11 protein-coding genes are annotated in these 15786 nt (G+C 48.4%); 7 read left to right on the top strand and 4 right to left on the bottom strand.

The window, feature by feature from the left end; genetic code table 11:
• The first annotated feature begins 58 nt into the window (after positions 1–58).
• The 3 genes from AB6805_RS07850 to dinD all read left to right on the top strand — a co-directional run bounded on the left by AB6805_RS07850 (position 59) and on the right by dinD (position 3348).
• On the top strand, positions 59–1534 hold the full coding sequence (locus AB6805_RS07850) for a glutamate synthase subunit beta (protein WP_079471497.1): 1476 nt from the start codon (positions 59–61) through the stop codon (positions 1532–1534).
• A 263-nt stretch (positions 1535–1797) separates the two neighbouring features.
• Positions 1798–2409 (top strand): hypothetical protein, encoded by a 612-nt coding sequence (locus AB6805_RS07845; RefSeq protein ID WP_370908883.1) that lies wholly within the window; start codon positions 1798–1800, stop codon positions 2407–2409.
• Between the two features lie 108 nt (positions 2410–2517).
• Positions 2518–3348: a DNA damage-inducible protein D gene (dinD, locus tag AB6805_RS07840; RefSeq protein WP_370908882.1), complete on the top strand. Its 831-nt coding sequence runs from the start codon at positions 2518–2520 to the stop codon at positions 3346–3348.
• 59 nt (positions 3349–3407) lie between these two features.
• Here dinD and AB6805_RS07835 read toward each other — a convergent pair whose 3' ends face one another.
• Positions 3408–3566 carry a hypothetical protein gene (locus tag AB6805_RS07835; protein ID WP_370908881.1) on the bottom strand — a complete coding sequence of 53 codons (159 nt, stop codon included), beginning with the start codon at positions 3564–3566 and terminating at the stop codon, positions 3408–3410.
• 51 nt (positions 3567–3617) lie between these two features.
• Between AB6805_RS07835 and AB6805_RS07830 the strand changes: the two genes are divergently transcribed.
• Together AB6805_RS07830 and AB6805_RS07825 are read left to right on the top strand one after the other, a co-directional pair.
• Complete coding sequence (locus AB6805_RS07830) at positions 3618–8696, top strand: translocation/assembly module TamB domain-containing protein (protein ID WP_370908880.1); 5079 nt, start codon at positions 3618–3620, stop codon at positions 8694–8696.
• The gene (locus tag AB6805_RS07825) at positions 8680–11166 is read left to right on the top strand and encodes a BamA/TamA family outer membrane protein (RefSeq protein ID WP_370908879.1); all 2487 of its coding nucleotides are present in this window, start codon (positions 8680–8682) and stop codon (positions 11164–11166) included. Before AB6805_RS07830 ends, AB6805_RS07825 begins: the two co-directional genes overlap by 17 nt.
• Before the next feature lie 46 nt (positions 11167–11212).
• Here the strand turns inward: AB6805_RS07825 and AB6805_RS07820 are convergent, their stop codons facing one another.
• A complete protein-coding gene (locus AB6805_RS07820; RefSeq protein ID WP_370908878.1) occupies positions 11213–12949 on the bottom strand; it encodes a thiamine pyrophosphate-dependent enzyme in 1737 nt (578 codons plus the stop codon).
• Between the two features lie 150 nt (positions 12950–13099).
• On the opposite strand from AB6805_RS07820, the gene AB6805_RS07815 reads away from it, so the two are divergent.
• Positions 13100–13492: a septal ring lytic transglycosylase RlpA family protein gene (locus AB6805_RS07815; RefSeq protein ID WP_370908877.1), complete on the top strand. Its 393-nt coding sequence runs from the start codon at positions 13100–13102 to the stop codon at positions 13490–13492.
• Positions 13493–13529: 37 nt separating this feature from the next.
• Here AB6805_RS07815 and AB6805_RS07810 read toward each other — a convergent pair whose 3' ends face one another.
• Positions 13530–13946: a type 1 glutamine amidotransferase domain-containing protein gene (locus tag AB6805_RS07810; protein ID WP_370908876.1), complete on the bottom strand. Its 417-nt coding sequence runs from the start codon at positions 13944–13946 to the stop codon at positions 13530–13532.
• Entirely contained in the window at positions 13931–14125 is a 195-nt protein-coding gene (locus AB6805_RS07805; RefSeq protein WP_370908875.1) for a DJ-1/PfpI family protein, read from the bottom strand. The genes AB6805_RS07810 and AB6805_RS07805 overlap by 16 nt, the downstream gene beginning before the upstream one ends.
• Positions 14126–14397: 272 nt before the next feature.
• Between AB6805_RS07805 and AB6805_RS07800 the strand changes: the two genes are divergently transcribed.
• Positions 14398–15657: a DUF3472 domain-containing protein gene (locus tag AB6805_RS07800; RefSeq protein WP_370908874.1), complete on the top strand. Its 1260-nt coding sequence runs from the start codon at positions 14398–14400 to the stop codon at positions 15655–15657.
• Positions 15658–15786 lie beyond the last annotated feature (129 nt).

Below are 15786 nucleotides of genomic sequence, written 5' to 3'. Positions count from 1 at the left end.
CAATTAACATTCATCATCAAAATATCCCTTGCAGGTAAGGGACTTGTGGAGGAAAATTATGGGTAAACCTACAGGATTCCTGGAATTTACACGCGAGCTGCCCGGGAAAGCGGATCCCCGGGAAAGGGTTGGTCACTATAATGAATTTGTAGAACGCTTCCCCGATAACAAATTAAATCAGCAAGCAGCCCGCTGTATGAACTGCGGCGTGCCTTTTTGCCACAGCGGATGCCCGCTGGGTAATGTGATACCGGAATTTAACGATGCCGTATACCGCCAGGATTGGAAAGAAGCGTATGATATACTGTCTTCTACCAATAACTTCCCGGAATTTACCGGACGTATTTGCCCGGCTCCCTGCGAAAGCGCCTGTGTGCTCGGTATTAACCAGCCCCCGGTAGCTATCGAGGAAATAGAAAAACACATCATTGAAGTTGCTTTCGATAAAGGTCTGGTACAGGCAAAAGCGCCCCGTATGCGTACCGGCAAAAAAATAGCTGTTATTGGTTCCGGCCCCGCCGGTTTAGCCGCAGCAGCACAGTTGAACTATGCCGGCCATACCGTTACGGTGTTTGAACGTGATGATGCACCAGGCGGACTTTTACGCTACGGTATTCCAGACTTCAAACTGGAAAAATGGGTAGTAGACCGCCGTGTGAAACTGATGGAAGAAGAAGGCGTGGTGTTTCAATGCAATGCCAACGTAGGCGTTAACGTTAGTACCAATGATCTGCTGAGAGAATACAACGCAATTGTACTGGCTGGTGGTTCCACCATTCCACGCGACCTGCCTATCCAGGGCCGTGAGCTGAAAGGCGTACACTATGCGATGGACTTCCTGAAGCAGCAGAATAAAAGAGTAAGCAATATTGCAGTAGAAGGCAGTGATATACTGGCAACCGGCAAAAATGTAATTGTAATTGGTGGTGGTGATACGGGCTCCGATTGTGTGGGAACCAGTAACCGTCATGGCGCCAACAGCGTTACACAGCTGGAGTTATTACCAAAACCTCCGGGCGAACGTACGCCGTATATGCCATGGCCTACCTACCCGATGGTCTTAAAAACATCCTCTTCCCACGAAGAGGGAGCAGACCGTAAATGGGCCATCGCTACCAAATCCTTTATCGGGGATGATAACGGCCACCTGAAAGCCCTGCGCCTGGTAGACCTGCAATGGACCGCCAGCGCCGACGGCAGACCGGCAAAATTCACGGAAGTACCCGGATCAGAAAGGGATGTCCCCTGCGAACTGGCCTTACTGGCTATGGGCTTCGTACATCCACAACATACCGGCTTACTGGATCAGCTGGAAGTGGAAAGAGACGAACGCGGTAATGTAAAAGCTACCGAAAAAGACTACCTGACATCTATCCCTAAAGTGTTCACTGCCGGCGATATGCGCCGCGGACAATCACTGGTGGTATGGGCAATAAGCGAAGGTCGTGAGTGCGCAAGAAAAGTGGACGAATTCCTGATGGGTAGCTCCCAGCTGGAAAGCAAAGACCATTCACTGCAGGCAATGGCTTTATAATTCAAAAATGTAAATCAAAATTTTTCTCATAAGCAGGTTTAGATTTTGTTGTAACCTTCAGCCGGGCCGGGTTTTTACCCGGCCTATATTTTTTTAAAAGACAGGATTCCCTCCCGGGAAACCGCCAGCTTCTGCTTAATGCCTGCTGTTAACGTCTCCCTCTCCTGATTTTAAAGACATAATTCAAACATCAGCAGAAACAAAGCCGGTGTTCAGCTATTTCCGGCTAACCTCACTCCCTAAACCCGATACATTTGTTTATTATGAAACAACTGTTGTGTTTTTGGGGCCTGCTGTTGCTCGGTATTTCCGTAGCAGCGCAAAGTGTGCTGATTACAGACGCACCTCAACTAAAGAAAGGCCTGTATAAAACCTTTGAGGAATTTCAATCAAATAATCCTTCGGAAGAGGGAGACCTGGTAATCAAAAACCGCAGCTCCGCCGCGCAGATCTACCTGCTGGCCAACAGGAATGAACTGGTGCTCCGGGATGGCGCCGGCCAGGAACACAAACTGAAAAACTACTGGGGCTTTTGCGACGGCAAGAACATCTACATCAAAGACAACGGTCTTAATAAACTACAGGAAATCGGCTACTACTGCATATATGCCCTGCACGGCATCCAACCCTCCCGGGGGTATTTAAACCAGGCCGATATGACAACAAACAGCATCAGCACACCGGTGGTACTCAAAAAAGTGCTGAATGTGGTGACAGGCCAGATATTGGAATTATCTGCCTACAATCTCAAAAAATATATTCTCCCGCAAGACAGCGTATTGCTCGACGAATTCAGGGGCGACAGGGAAAAGAAAGATCAGCTGGAGTATTATATCTTCCGGTTTAATCAACGGAATAAACCCGGAACAAAGTAATTATTCTTCTTTCAAAATGATACTGTTTAAGTTTCATTAACCCGCTGCTGTTATGGCTTTGGTATATTGTGCCTATCACAATATTGTGAGATGAATAAACATTTTTTCATGAAAAAAGAATTAATTGAAGCGCTGTTTAAACAATTTGAACAGGCCTGTTATGAACACAAGGGTATCGAGTGCTGGAGTGCCAGGGAATTGCAGCAAATTCTTGGCTATTTAAGATGGGAAAACTTTTTCAAAGTCATTGAAAAGGCAAAGAACTCCTGCGAAAACAGTGGGATTATTGTTTCAGATCATTTTCGTGATATCACGAAAACGATCGCTGTTCCCAAAGGAGGCCAAAGGCAACTTCAGGACATCGCGCTTACCCGTTACGCCTGCTACCTGATTGCTCAAAGTGGCGACACCCAAAAAGATCCGATTGCATTTGCCCAAACCTACTTTGCCGTGCAAACCCGCAAACAGGAAATTGTTGAAAAAAGATTGCTGGATATTGACCGTATTAATGCCCGGGAAAAGCTATCGAAGTCAGAAAAGGCATTATCCGGTATTATTTACGAAAGAGGGGTGGACGATAAAGGATTTGCCCGGATCCGTTCCAAAGGCGATGAAGCTCTTTTCGGAGGATTTACTACCCGCGATATGAAGAGAAAACTGGTCATTCCCGAAAGCAGGGCATTGGCCGATTTCCTTCCCACTATTACCATTAAAGCAAAAGACCTCGCCACAGAACTCACCAGTCATAATGTACTGGAAAAAGACCTGAAAGGAGAAGAGGATATTACCGAAGAACATGTTGACAACAATACCGCCGTTAGAAATGTGCTCCTGGAAAGAGGTGTAAAACCAGAAAGCCTTCCCCCGGCAGAAGATGTGGATAAAGTAAAAAGAAGAATTGAAAAAGAAGATAAAAATGCCCTGAATCAGGATAACTAAGTAATAAAAACCAACCCGTCCGGTCCATTTCCTTTTCGCCAATCTGTGCATATTACTACTCACCCCATTCTGTTTCCATCGCCAAAAAAAGTATGTCCGTTACCGTATTTGATGTATTCTTGCAATAACGATTCGTTGCCGGTACCTCTGAGGTATGGATTTTGTTGTACCCGCAGGCATGCGCCCGGTTGCACTATCCTGCCGGCAAAGTAAACCATAAGCGTGCTTTTGCGTTTATATTCAGTAATTTACTTTTGTAATACATCATAGTGACAGAACCAGCAGAAACCGGAGAAAAACACGGCCGCCCCTGGTGGCGATGGCTTATATGGATTATTGTTGCGGTGCTCCTATTGCCCGTAATGGCTGTTTTATTATTACAACTGAACGGCGTCCAGAATTACTTAAGAGAACAGGGAGAATTATACCTCCGGAAAAAACTGCACACCAAAGTGCAAATCGGCTACCTGCGCGCACGTGGCTGGCAGTACCTGGAACTTCGGAATGTATATGTGGCCGACACCGCCAACCAGGCCCTTTTTTATACCGGCTCCCTCAAAGTACATTACAACCTCCTGTCGCTGATCAGCAATGAACTGAAAATAGATAAACTGGAGTGGGACACCCTGCTGGTAAATGCATACCGGCACCCCGGCGATTCCGCATTTAATTACCAATTTGCTATAGATGCCTTTGTAACCCCTTCCGGGGACAAGGATACCCTGGCGCCGGAAACCGGCACCACGTTGCAATTCCGGCTGAAGGACATTTCACTTCGTAAAGTGAAAGTAAGCTATGAAGATGCGCAGGGCGGCATGTCCGCGGTTCTCACCTGGGATAGTTTACACGTTGACCCGGACGACCTCCTCATAGATGATGGCATTTACGCGTTCAGGGGCATCACCCTCGATGGACTGAAAGGCTTTTTCCGGCAAAAGTACATCGCGCCGGCTGTTACCTCTGCCGCCCCGCCGCCACCACCGGCAGATACCAGCAGCGCATCACTCCATCTGCTCCTGAAAAAACTACAGATCAACAACAGTCATTTCCTGTATGCAGATGAAGGCTCCGGTATTACCACCGCCTGGAAAATAGGCGCCCTGCAATTACGCAACAGCAACCTGGACCAGGACTCTACCCGTATACAGGTGGGCGATCTCTCTATCAGTAACACCGCCGGCCTGGTAATGATGGTTGCCGGAAAGGATTCCGTTCCCGCCGCGCCAAACGATACCACGCCAAATACCTGGCAGGTATTTGCCACCCAGGTAAATCTTGATAAACTTGCCCTGCGCTACGATAACGGTGGCCCCGCACCCAAAGCCGCGGGACCAGATCCTGACTATAACCACTTGCTGCTGACCCAATTCTCCAGTAAAATCAGCAATATCCGGTATAAGCCGGATAGCATTATGGTGGGAATAAAATCATTGACCGCCAGGGACAAGTCCGGCTTTACCATCCGCAAAGCCAATATGGACGTATTGTTCACGCCTTATACGCTGGCGCTGCGCAACTTCCTGCTGCAAACCAATAAAAGCATTTTCCGCAAACAGATCATCGTAACAGTGCCTTCCTGGTCCGGCATCTCCGACCACCTGGACCAGCTCGGACTGGACGCCAATCTCGATTCTGTGCATGTAGCGCTGGGAGAATGGCTTCCCTTCGTTCCCAACGCACGCAAAAACAAATCATTCGCCCAGCTATGGAATAAACAACTAACGCTGGCGGCTATATTAAAAGGAAACCTGGGAGAACTGAATATTAAACAGCTCTACGTCAACGATCATGAAGGCAACCTGCTTAAAACAGACAATGGCCAGGTGCTCCATGCTACAGACCCGGACCTGCTCAGCGCCGATCTTCCTGCACTTTATATACAAACGGGCAACAAACCCTTGCGCGCCTGGCTACCCGCGGGTACCCTACCGGATACGCCACGCCTGCCGGAAAACATGCTGATTACCGGTATGTTCAAAGGCGGCATGAAGGACCTCGTTACCCAGCTGCAGCTGAAAAGCGAAACCGCCAACGCCAACATCAACGCACGCCTCGTCAATATTACCGACAGCATACGCAGCAGCTACACCATTAGCATTCCATACTTCCGCATTAACCCGGGAGCAATGCTATACGATACTACCTACGGCTGGATGTCCGGCAAACTGAGCGCTACCGGTGAGGGCTATACGCTAAAACAGATGGTAGCCAAAACAACCGCACAACTGGATGAAGCTACCTATAACGCCTATACGTACCACGACGTAAGCTTGGTTGCCGGTATCAACAAAGGCGATTTTGAAGCACAGGGTGAAAGCGCAGATAGCAGCATCACCGCCACTTTCGATATCAGCGGGCAAATGGTGGATACCACCATCCGGGGACTGAAAGTAAATATGGAACTGGCTAAAGCCGACCTGTATGCCACCCATTGGTATACAGAACCGTTAACGGTACAGGGCAATCTCCTGGCAGATTTCAACAGCATAGAACCACAGCGCATAGAAGGCAATGCCTTTTTAACAAAATGGCAGATAGCCACACAGGGACAGGTATTTCCGCTGGACAGTATCTCCCTGGTAGCCGAATACAAGGATCAGCAATACCTCACCTTAAAAAGTCCATTTGGCCTGATCAGCGCCAACGGCCATATCGATTATACAAAAGTGGGGGCCGCCTTCGCCAATATTATCAATAAACCATTAATGCCGGCCGATTCCGGCGCTATTGTACAGGTCCCCGGCGGACAATCACTGCAGTGGAATGCCTCTTTACAGTGGCCAAAGAATTTACACCAGATGATTCCAACACTGCGCATGGAAGTACCGCTGGTGATGAATGGCCGCCTCAACAGCGACAGCAGCCTGCTGATCGCAAACGCATATCTTCCGAAAATTAATTATGATTCCCTGCAGGTCGACAGCCTACGCATAGGCGTAGCTATCCGGGATACCTCATTGAGGCTCGGAGCATCTCTGGCCCGCATGGCGCACCCTACGTTCCCGCTGCAACATACCTATCTTACGGCTTATGCCAACACTGGTGTGGTTGACTTTGACGTAGTACTGGATGATGTTAAACGGCAACCCAAGTATAAACTGGGCGGCATTTTTACTTTCCTGAAAGATAATGCCATGCAGCTGTCACTCAAACCCGGACTGTTGTTAAACAAACAGGAATGGACCGTGGCAGAGAACAATATTCTCCGGATGAAAAATGGCGCACCGGATACCGCGAATATCAAACTGTCGCAGGGCGATCAGTCCATCCAGGTGGCCACCAAGCCTGATACCAGCGCCCCTACTGCGCTTCAGGCCAACATCGCCAATTTTAAATTGTCTACCATCACCGCCCTACTGGCAACAGACACCCTGCTGGCCAACGGTATCCTGAATGCAGAAGCAACCGTACGTAACTGGAACCAGACTCCATTGATTCACGCCACGCTGAAAGTAGACAGTCTAACGGTGAAGAATACACGCATGGGAACATTAGACGCCAATGTGGAAAACAGCGGCCCTGGCCAATATAAACTTACAGCCGGATTAACCGGCAACGATAATGATATAAAGGTGGACGGCACCTACGACACTACTATCAATGCCCAGCTGGATATCAATAAACTGAGCATTGCCTCGCTGGAACCATTCACGATGGGCAATGTTACCAAAATGTCCGGCAGTGCCACGGGGCAGTTCAATATTACAGGTACGCCGTCGGCCCCAAAAGTATTGGGAAGCCTGCATTTCGATAATGCCGCCGGCATGGTAACCATGATCGGCAGCACTTTCCATTTGCCGGATGAAGATATCGTACTGGACGAAAGAGGGATACAACTGAATAACCTGGTAATAGCCGACAGCGCTAATAATGAACTGGTGGTAGATGGCCGCATTAATACCAGGAATTTCACCCGGTATAGCTTTAACCTCGATGTTACTGCTGATAACTTCATGGCCCTGGGCCGGCAACAAAACCCGGACCAGTGGATTTATGGACCCGCTTATATAGATAGCAAAGTGAAGATCCGCGGCACACTCGACCTGCCGAGAATTGATGCCATCGTAAAGCTGCGCGACAAATCCAGCGTTACCATGACGCTGCCACAAGAGGAGCCGGGACTCGCCAACAGGGAAGGCGTGATCGAATTTGTGGATAAATCCAACCCTGTCGATTCCGCACTGCTGGCCCGTGAAGATAGCCTTCGGTTTAAAACCACGCGGTTAAAAGGCATGTTCTTATCCGGTAACCTCGATATTACACCGGAGTCCGTTCTTAAAATTATTATCGATTCACAAAACGGTGATTATGTACAGGCAAAAGGTACCGCCAGCATTAATGCCACGCTGGATCCCAGCAGTAAGTTAAGTCTTACCGGCCGCTATGAAATAACGGAAGGTAAATACGAGATGTCGCTGAACCAGCTCATTAAACGCTCCTTCGATATAGAAAAGGGCAGCTTCGTATCGTTCAATGGAGACGCTACCAGCGCCGACCTGGATATCACCGCCAAATACACGGTGAATGCGCCGGCCTACGACCTGGTGGCAGATCAGCTCCAAAGCATGTCAGCCGAACAACGAAATACCTATAAACAACGGATGCCCTTCCAGGTATACCTGATGATCAAAGGCAACCTCATGAAGCCTGATATCAGCTTCCGCCTGGACCTGGCAGAGAACGACAGGAATACCCTGAACGGAACACCGTATAATCGCCTGAAACAAATTAACCAGGTGCCCTCTGAGCTGAATAAACAGGTGATGGGACTGCTGGTGCTGAACTCCTTTATCCCCGATGACCCTATGAGTACACTCGATGGCGGCTCCGGCGGTGGGGTAGGACAGGCAGCGAAAAACAGTGTAAGTAAAATACTTTCACAACAGCTCAATAACATGGCGGGCAACCTGATCAAAGGAGTGGATCTCAACTTCGACCTGCAGAACCAGGAAGATTATTCCTCCGGCTCCGCACAGGAATCCACCAACCTGAAAGTTGGCGCCTCCAAACAGTTATTCAATGATCGCTTAACCGTTTCCGTAGGTTCCAATATCATGTTGCAGGGAAGCCAGCAAAATGCCAGCTCCCTGATCGGCGATATCTCTGTAGAATACAAGCTTACCCGCGACGGACGTTACCGGATAAGGGTATATCAGCGCAACGACAGCCAAACAGTGCTCGAAGGACAGGTAGTGGAAACGGGAGTTGCGTTTGCACTGATCATGGATTATGATGAGTTCCGCGAAATTCTGCAGCGGTCTAAATCTGATACTAAAAAACAGCGGTTACGCGACACCAAAAAGAAGAACGATAAAAATACGACAACGCCTGATGCGAAAAGTAAGTAGCCATATCATTATTTGCTGTAGCCTGTTATGCCTGGTAATCCTGGCAGTCAGCTCCTGCAGTACCACACGTACCGTACCTGAAGGAGACCGGCTATATACTGGCAGCGACGTAAAATGGATCACTGATACCATTACTAAAAAAAGACCGAAAGATTATAGCACGCTCATGGAAGGAATGGATAAAAGAATCCGTCCCAACAGGAACCGCAAATTCCTTGGTATGCCCATTAGGCTGTGGCTGTATAATTTAGGCAATGAACCCAAGGGAAAAGGACTGAACTACCTGCTGCGAAGAAAGTGGGGGGAACCGCCCGTGTTGCTGAGCCAGGCAAAACCCGACTACACCTCACAGGTATTGGAAGAATACCTGGTGGATAACGGCTATTTCCAGGCCGGTGTTGTTTCTGCCATTAAGTTATCCGGTAAGAAAAAAGCTTCCATCAAATACACAGCCACTCCCAATCACCGGTATACCATTAAAAGTGTTACCTATTTAACAGATAGCAGTGCCATTGGAAAAATGGTTACTTATACCAAACCGGAAAGCTCATTAATCGTCGGCGCCAATTATTCGCTCGATTCAATTAAGGCCGAACGGGAACGCATACACGCCGCGCTGAAAGAACAGGGTTATTATTACTTTACACCTGATTATTTAATGGTACAGGTAGATAGTACCAATAGCGGTACGGTTGATCTCTTTGTAAAGATAAAAGACAACACGCCACTGCTGGCGCTCCGGCCTTACAGGATGCACGACATCGTTCTGTTCCCGGACTACTCGCTGGATAATGACTCCGCTTCTACACAGGGAACTCCGGTAAGATACAAGGGCATTTACATTGTGGACTCCGCCCACCGGTTTAAATCATCCGCATTCGACCGCTCCGTGTTTTTACGGCCGGATAGCCTCTATCGCCTGAGCTCACATAATATTACCCTGCAAAGACTGATTAACCTGGGCGTATTCAAATTTGTAAAAGGACAATTTTCGCCGGTACGGGATACCTCCATTCACAACCTGGTGGGGGGCAGCCCCAATGTTACCGGCAACAGGGACAGCTCCAGGCGACGCGATACCTCCGGCAGGAACCTGAACCGGCGCGACAGCACCTACGCCCGTGATACCTCCCAGGCCAACAACTACAGGGCCATGGTAAACAACCGGGTGGCACTCGACAGCGGATGGCTGGATGCAAAACTTTTCCTTACGCCATATAAACGCCGTTCCCTTCAAACAGAACTACGTGGTACCTCTAAATCTAACGGGTTTATTGGATCACAAATACAGATTACCGCTAAAAATCGCAACTGGCTCCATTCTGCAGCATTGCTGGAAATTGGGTTGCGTGGCGGACTGGAATGGCAAACCGGTAATAAAAATGCGGGCGGGTCTAATTCGTATGGCCTCGGTGCAGAAGCAGCTGTTACTTTTCCGAGGTTTATTACACCCTTCCGTGGACTGAACATCCGCACACCCTATGTGCCTAAAACAAGAATAAGCGCCAGCTATGAGTTATACAGCCGCGCCGATCTGTATAACCTTAACGCTTACACGCTACAGCTGCAATACCTGTGGCAACGGACACAATACCTGAGTCATATCTTTGCACCCGTTGCGCTTACCTATGTGCTGCCTACCAAAACAACACCGGCATACGATAGCATCCTGGCAAACGATCCAAGTCAGCGCAACGCTATTGAAAAACAATTTATCCTCGGCGGAAACTATACGATCACCTACAATAACCAGCAAGCCAACCGGGTACACAGTTTCTATCTGAGCGGCAATATAGATATCTCAGGAAACATTGCCGGGTTGATCATTCCGAAAAATGATACCGGGCAAAAAACATTACTTGGAAATTCATTTGCGCAGTATGAAAGATTCACCGCAGAAGCGCGCCACTACTGGCAGCTGGGCAAAGGCAAACAATGGGTGAACCGCCTGTTGATCGGATACGGTTTACCATATGGCAACTCAGCCACCCTGCCTTTTGTGAAACAATTCTTCACCGGTGGTAGCAGCAGCATCCGGGCATTCAGGGCGCGTACCCTCGGTCCGGGATCTTATCACAACCCTGCTGTGGATACTTCGGCCCTGCTGGCCAATGAAGCCGGCGATATCAAGCTGGAATTCAACTCTGAATTGCGGGTGCACGTTGCCAGTGTGTTTAATGTGGCAGCCTTTGTGGATGCCGGTAACATCTGGCTACAGAAAGATGTTCCGGACAAGCCAGGTAGTAAATTTGCCTTCGGTACTTTTTATAAAGACATTGCCGTTGGCGGTGGGGTAGGCTTGCGCATTGATGCCTCTATTGTAGTAGTACGCCTCGATCTGGCTATTCCATTCCGTGTTCCTTACCTGCCGGAAAATGAACGTTGGGTGTTTGATAAAATAGATTTCAGCGATCCCGACTGGCGCAAAAAGAATCTCATTCTTAACATTGCCATCGGTTATCCGTTTTAATATTATGGGGAGATGGTCCTGAAATCATCTCCCCATAAATTCATATTTACAGCACATCTTTCAGGTGCTTATAGTTCGACTTCACCGCATCAAATACATCTTCATATCTTCCGCTGAGGATCAGTTTCCCCATCCACAGCGCAAATCCTTTCATCTGGGCAAATTCCACTTTCGGCGGCATAGCCAGGGACTCCGGATTAGTAAATGCATTTACCAGCACGGGTCCTGCCGTTTTTGCTGCCTGTGCCAATATGCTTTCCACCTCTTCCGGTTTACGGATGGTAAACGCTGTGAAGCCCATGGCCACTGCTACCGCCCCAAAATCAGGATTTACCATATCCGTTTGCCAATCGGGGAGGCCCGCCACCTCCATCTCCAACTTTACCATGCCCAGGGCGCGGTTATTAAACACAATTACTTTTACCGGCAGTTGATATTGTTTAATGGTCATCAGGTCGCCCAGCAACATTGTTAACCCGCCATCGCCGCACAAGGCAAACACTTCCCGGCCCGGTTGCGCCAACGCAGCTCCTATTGCCTGCGGCATGGCATTGGCCATAGAGCCATGGTTAAAAGATCCCAGCAAGGTACGCTTGCCGGTGCCTTCCAGGTACCGCGCTGTCCAGACATTCGTCATGCCCGTATCTACGGTAAAAATGGCGTCATCTGCTGCAATTTTGTTGAGGGTAGCCGCTACATACTCAGGGCTGATGGCGTTCTCCTTGCCGGTGTCTTCTACATAAGTCTGCATTTTCTTTTGCACTTCCCGGTAAAATGCTACCATTTCGTCCAGGAATTGCCGGTCGGTATTTTCTTTTAGCATTGGCAGAAGCGCTTTCAGCGTATCGGCAATATCCCCGCACAAGCCTAACTCCAGTGTGGCCCTGCGGCCAAGCCTTTCCGGCTGGATATCTATCTGGATAATCTTCGCCTTCTCAGGAATAAATGGCGTGTAAGGAAAATCTGTTCCCAGCAGTAACAACACATCGGCTTCATGCATACTTTTATAAGCCGATGCCAGCCCCAGCAAGCCTGTCATGCCCACTTCGTTGGGGTTGTTGTACTGGATACCCATTTTTGCGCGGAACGAGTATGCAATAGGCGCTTTTAACAGCTGCGACAGCGCCACTACCTCATCGTGTGCCTCCACGGCGCCCAGGCCGCAATAGATCGCAACTTTCTTTCCGTCGCCGAGTAACCCGGCCAGCTGCTTTAATTCCGGTGCCGACGGACAAATAACAGGTTTAGGATGATACAGCTTCGTCGCAGTAGGGATCTCCTTTGCATCAGCGGCAGCCACATCTCCCGGCAATCCTAAAACCGCTACGCCGTGCTTATGCACCGCATGCTGCAAGGCTGCCTGCAACATGCGGGGCGCTTGCTCGGCTGTTGCTGCTACCTGGTTATAATGACTACAATCGTCAAACAACTTAATGGTGTTGGTTTCCTGGAAATAGTCGCTCCCGAATTCATTGGTCGCGCAGGTAGACGCAATGGCTACCAGTGAAGCGCCCGACCGGTGTGCATCATACAAACCATTGATCAGGTGAACGTGCCCAGGTCCGCTGCTGCCGGCACAACAAGCCAGCCCGTTCAGCTGCGCTTCCGCTCCAGCAGCATAAGCCCCCACTTCTTCATGCCGGACATGAATCCATTGGATCCGTCCATCACGACGCACAGCATCGTTGATGTGATTCAAACTATCGCCGGTTACCGCATAAATGCGCTTGATACCGGCATTTGCCAGCATATCTACTAATTGATCCGCTACGAGTGTTGCCATAAGTAATTTGTTAGGATGAGTGCCAGATAAAAACAGCTGATCTCTCACATTGTTCAGCCGCCTGCCATTCATCAAATTCCCCGCCACGAGCTACTGAAAGCGTCGGGAAATTGACTTATTTTTAGGTCATTGTCTAAATCGCTATCCGTCATGTATATCCCTGCACCCTCACAACGCAATTGGGTATTGCTGTTCATTATCCTGATAATGACAGGCGCCTCTTCCTGTAGCCGGAAAATTACCGAAACCGGGAAAGCATCCTATTATGCCAACTCATTCGATGGAAAACGTACCGCAAGCGGTGAAACCTTCCACCAGCGGTCGCTTACAGCCGCACATAAAACGCTTCCTTTTGGAACGCGTGTTACTGTTATCAATATCGCAAATGGAAAAAGCGTGAAGGTCCGTATCAACGACCGTGGCCCGTTTGTACCAGGGCGTATTATTGATCTGTCGCACAAAGCCGCCTCCAAAATAGGCATGCTGAATACAGGAGTTGCTAATGTAGAAGTGAAATACAAAAAGAAGAAAAAGAAAAAATAAAAGCAGGAGTGAGATTGCCCACTCCTGCTCCCGGGTATTATCCCAATTGATGTACACCATCTTTACGTGCTTCATTGCCGCGCTGATCATGCGGGCCTTCTGCAATTTCTTCAATCATCTTCTTACAAAACGCCGGTAAATCTTTTGGCGTACGGCTGGTAACCAATCCCTTATCGGTCACCACTTCTTCATCCACCCATAATGCACCTGCGTTTTCAAGATCCGTTTTTAACGATGGATAAGACGTCACCTTCCGGCCATCAAGTTCATCGGTTTCAATCAGCGTCCACGGACCGTGGCAAATGGCGGCAATAGGCTTGCTTTCGTCGAAGAAACCGGTAACAAAAGCCACCACGCGGTCGTTGGTACGCAAGCGATCCGGGTTCATTACACCACCGGGCAATACCAACGCATCATATGAAGATGCCACCACTTCTTTTATATCCTTGTCCACCGGGAGTCCTTTCCCCAGTCTTTTTCCGCCCAGGCGCGAACAGTTTTCCCTTCGGGAGAAATAATGTCTACCGTAGCGCCTGCCTCCTTCAGCGCCTCCACGGGCTTTGTAAGCTCCACTTCTTCAAATCCGTTTGCTACCAAAACCGCTACTCTCTTATCTTTTAACTGGTTTGCCATAAAATAATATTTTATAGTTTTTGGAATATGCTGCCTCCGGCAGATAAATACCGCGGCAGCATCCCATCTGCCACAAAAACAATTCCCTTTGCGCTCCCTTACGTGCACGGTACCTCTCACAAGATCAGCACGTTTGCGCCTGTATAAATTAATGCACATACCGTTGATTGCATGGGATATAAAAAGGAATCTCATTCGATTGTAATTTTTTCCGGGCAAAATTGCATTTGGAAGCAGATGCCCCTTTATTTGTTGACATACAATTAAGAACAATGAACAAGAAAACACTCCTTGCAGCATCGCTGGCTATTTGCTTTGCTGCCAACAGGGCCTTTGCACAGGCGCCTGTGGCTGAGCTTCCCGGCTTTGCCGCCTATGCCGATCCGGTGGAAGAACATGTAGAAATCAGCGAACGCCGCGGCGTTGTAAACTGGACGGATAACAGCAATACCGTTAATTTTTATTTCCATGTGGCGAATCCCGGCACCCTCAAAGTGTCGTTACTGGCAAAAGCCGATGCAGAAAGTAAGGTATCTGTTTCAGTAAATGGCGCTCAAAAAGTAGTAAGCATACCTAACAATACAGATTTTGTAAATGTACCCGTATTACAAACAACCATAAAAAAAGCAGGCTTTTACTGTGTGTCATTGAAAGGAGTGGAGAAGAAAGGAAGTGTATATGCAGATGTAAAAAGTGTAAGCCTCTCCGGAACCGCCGTAAAAGATATGCAGTATAACGCCAAACCCTGGCGCCGTGCGGCTTCTGTACATCTAAACTATCCCGTTCCTGAAGGTAAAAATGTGGAATGGTTTTATGGAGAAATTAAAGTACCGGAAGGAGAAGATAAACTGGGCACCTATTTTATGTCCTGTGGTTTTCACAGGGGTTATTTTGGTATGCAGGTAAATTCTCCCACAGAAAGAAGGATTATTTTTTCTGTATGGGACGCCGGTGGAGAACCAGAGGAACGCAGCAAGGTAAAGTATGAAGACCAGGTAGTAATGCTGGCAAAAGGAGACAGTGTAGACGCCAGCGGGTTTGGTGGCGAAGGCACTGGTGGACATAGCCATTGGGTATACAACTGGAAAGCCGGGGACACCTATCGTTTCCTCATGCACAGCGTACCAACAGGAAATACCACTACTTACACAGCATACTTTTATGTGCCGGAACACAAAGAATGGAAACTGATTGCCAGCTTCAGAGCGCCAAAAGACGGAAAGTACATGGGACACCTTTATTCCTTCCTGGAAAATTTCTCTTTTGAAAATGGTCATCTTGGCCGCAAAGGATATTTCGGTAACCACTGGATTAAAACCAATACCGGCGAATGGATAGAACTTACCAAGGCTAAATTCTCCAATGATGCCACCGCTAAAGCAAAAGACAGGCTTGACTATGGCGGCGGCTCAGAAAACGGATGGTTCTATTTATGGAACAGTGGTTTCAAACCAGCCAATGCACAGTATGGCGATTTGTTTGAACGCCCTGCCACCGGCACTCCTCCGGTAATTGAATTGCCAAAGTTCTGATGATATTGTTTATCCTACATCAAATTTGAATGAGAGTCGCCTGGCTGTAAAAAGCCGGGCGACTTTTTTCATCTCTCTAAAAAGTAATCTCATTTACCAAACATTTGCAGCTAGTCCACATGTCCTATA

The sequence above is a fragment of the Chitinophaga sp. RCC_12 genome (assembly GCF_041360695.1).
Classification (GTDB): domain Bacteria; phylum Bacteroidota; class Bacteroidia; order Chitinophagales; family Chitinophagaceae; genus Chitinophaga.
Note: the sequence above shows the minus strand (reverse complement) of the source record. Positions and strands in the feature narration are given on the sequence as shown.